This is a genomic window from Bacillus sp. C30, from assembly GCF_040838255.1.
Classification (GTDB): Bacteria; Bacillota; Bacilli; order Bacillales; family Bacillaceae_G; genus Bacillus_A; species Bacillus_A mycoides.
The window spans coordinates 1-2,213 of record NZ_JBFPJH010000464.1 but is presented as its reverse complement, the minus strand read 5'-3'; the positions used below and the strand labels follow the sequence as shown (position 1 = coordinate 2,213).

The 2,213-nt window shown below is 34.3% G+C and carries 3 protein-coding genes; all 3 read left to right on the top strand.

Features of this window, described 5'->3' with window-relative positions; translation table 11 throughout:
* On the top strand, positions 1–860 hold an 860-nt coding region (locus tag AB3X49_RS21785; RefSeq protein WP_367964699.1), incomplete at its 5' end, for an iron-hydroxamate ABC transporter substrate-binding protein.
* 225 nt (positions 861–1,085) lie between these two features.
* Positions 1,086–1,637: a GNAT family N-acetyltransferase gene (locus AB3X49_RS21780; RefSeq protein ID WP_367964697.1), complete on the top strand. Its 552-nt coding sequence runs from the start codon at positions 1,086–1,088 to the stop codon at positions 1,635–1,637.
* Between the two features lie 79 nt (positions 1,638–1,716).
* Positions 1,717–2,076: a nuclear transport factor 2 family protein gene (locus tag AB3X49_RS21775; RefSeq protein ID WP_367964695.1), complete on the top strand. Its 360-nt coding sequence runs from the start codon at positions 1,717–1,719 to the stop codon at positions 2,074–2,076.
* The last annotated feature ends 137 nt before the right edge of the window (positions 2,077–2,213 follow it).

Genomic DNA, 2,213 nt, shown 5'->3' with positions numbered 1-2,213 from the left:
TATCAGCATGTGGTCAAACGAAATCTAGTGAAGAGGCAACTAAAAAAACTGAAAAAAGTAATGATCCAAAAATTGCTTCTATGTCTATTCATTTAACGAATAACTTACTTGCATTAGGAATTACACCGGTAGGTTCTGTAATTGGTGGAGATTTAAAAGATTTCTTACCTCACGTGAAAGAACAGCTGAAAGATACGAAAAAACTGGGCGTTGTAACAGATCCGAATATGGAAGCATTACTACAATTAAAGCCATCTGAAATTTATGTGGATGAAAAATATGCTGGCAAAGATTTAGCGAAATACGAAAAAATTGCAAAAACACATACTTTTAATTTAGATGAAGGTACGTGGAGAGATCATTTAAAAGAAGTAGGTAAGCTTGTAAACCGTGAGAAAGAAGCAGATAAATATATTCAAGACTATGAAGAGCAATCAAAACGAGTAAAAAGTTTAATAGATAAAGAGTTAGGTACTAACGAAAAAGTAATGGCAATTCGTGTTACTGCAAAAGAATTACGTGTGTTTAGTACGAAAAGACCGATGGGACCAATTTTATTCCAAGACTTAGGATTACAACCTGCAAATGGTGTAGAGAAAATTGATGGAAACCGTCCTTTCGAAGTAATTTCACAAGAAGTATTACCTGACTTTGATGCGGATGCTATTTTCGTTGTCGTAAACAGAGACGATAAAGCAAAAGCAGCATTTAAACAACTGCAAGAAACACCAATTTGGAAAGACTTAAAAGCTGTTAAAGGTAAGCACGTATACATTATTAATGATCAACCATGGCTTGACTATTCTGCTTTAGGTAACAAAATGGCAATGGATGAAGCAGAGAAAATGTTTACGAAATAATACAGTTTTGCTATTAGGAAAGGCCCTCTAAATTTGGAGGGTCTTTTTATTGTTGTTATTGTTAGAATAAATGAAAAATTATACAATGAAGTTAATTCAATGCAAGGGAGATGTGCCAATGTCAGCGCTTATTGTAAGTATCCCGTTAAAAAAACAGTTTATGGAACAAGGGGATAAATAGGCTAGAATTATTGTCCCCGCTATTTAAAAAAGGGGGAGTTTTAGATGACGATGAATCTTTTTCAAAATAAAACTATTAAATTATCAGCTGTTAGAGAAGCAGATGCTGAAGTAATGGCTATGTGGCAAGAGGATAGTGAGTACTTAAGAAATGTAGATACAGACTTGGCATTCCCGCAATCGTTACATGAAATAGCGAGTGATGGGCTATTAAAGGGACGGAGATCGAATAGTGTTTCTTTCATGTTAAGAACAGTTCAAGATGAGCGCTTAATTGGTTTTGTTGCAATTCACGGCATAGAGTGGAATAACAGAACAGGTCTATTAGCAATTGGTATAGGAGAGGCAAATGATAGAGGGAAGGGATATGGGAAAGAAGCGATACATATTATTCTAAAGTATGCTTTCTATGAAATGAATCTACACCGCATCGGCCTCGATGTTATTTCGTATAATAAAGCTGCCATTGCGTTGTATAAAAAGATGGGTTTTCAGATGGAAGGGTGTATGAGAGAAGCGGTTCAAAGGGATGGGAAGTGTTTTGATCGTATGATTATGGGGATATTGCGTGATGAATGGATAGAGCTGCAGAACTAGCAAAAACATACAGAATAATTGTGTAGTGCAGAATGAAAAGTTGTAACATTCGGGTAATTATGGGCGGAGGAGTGTACTAATGGAAGGTTTATCTTCATTAAGAGAGTGTTTATATCAGCTAGAGGAACGATTACTTAAACCAGGGGTTCGCACATCTCAAAAGGAGCTTAAAAAGATACTTGCCGCTGATTTTTTTGAGTTTGGGAGTTCTGGTAAAGTTTTATATAAAAATGAGGATATCGATAAAAGTGGAATTGGTGTGGTAAAAATGACTTTGAGTGATTTTGAAGTACATCCATTATCCAAAGATGTAGCATTAACTACTTATCAAATATTCAATGAAATGAATAATCAACACTCGTTACGTAGTTCGATATGGAAATTTAGAGAAGGAAGATGGCAAATGTATTTTCATCAAGGTACACCTGCTAAATTTTAGTGAAGCTTTTTGTATGAAAAAGAAACTATAAAGAATAGAATTGTTGAATATATTAGTCCTTTATATATATAAAGAACTAATGAAAGTTGTCTTTCTAAAATATCTAAATTTGTTCTTAAAAGGGTCTTGTTAATAAA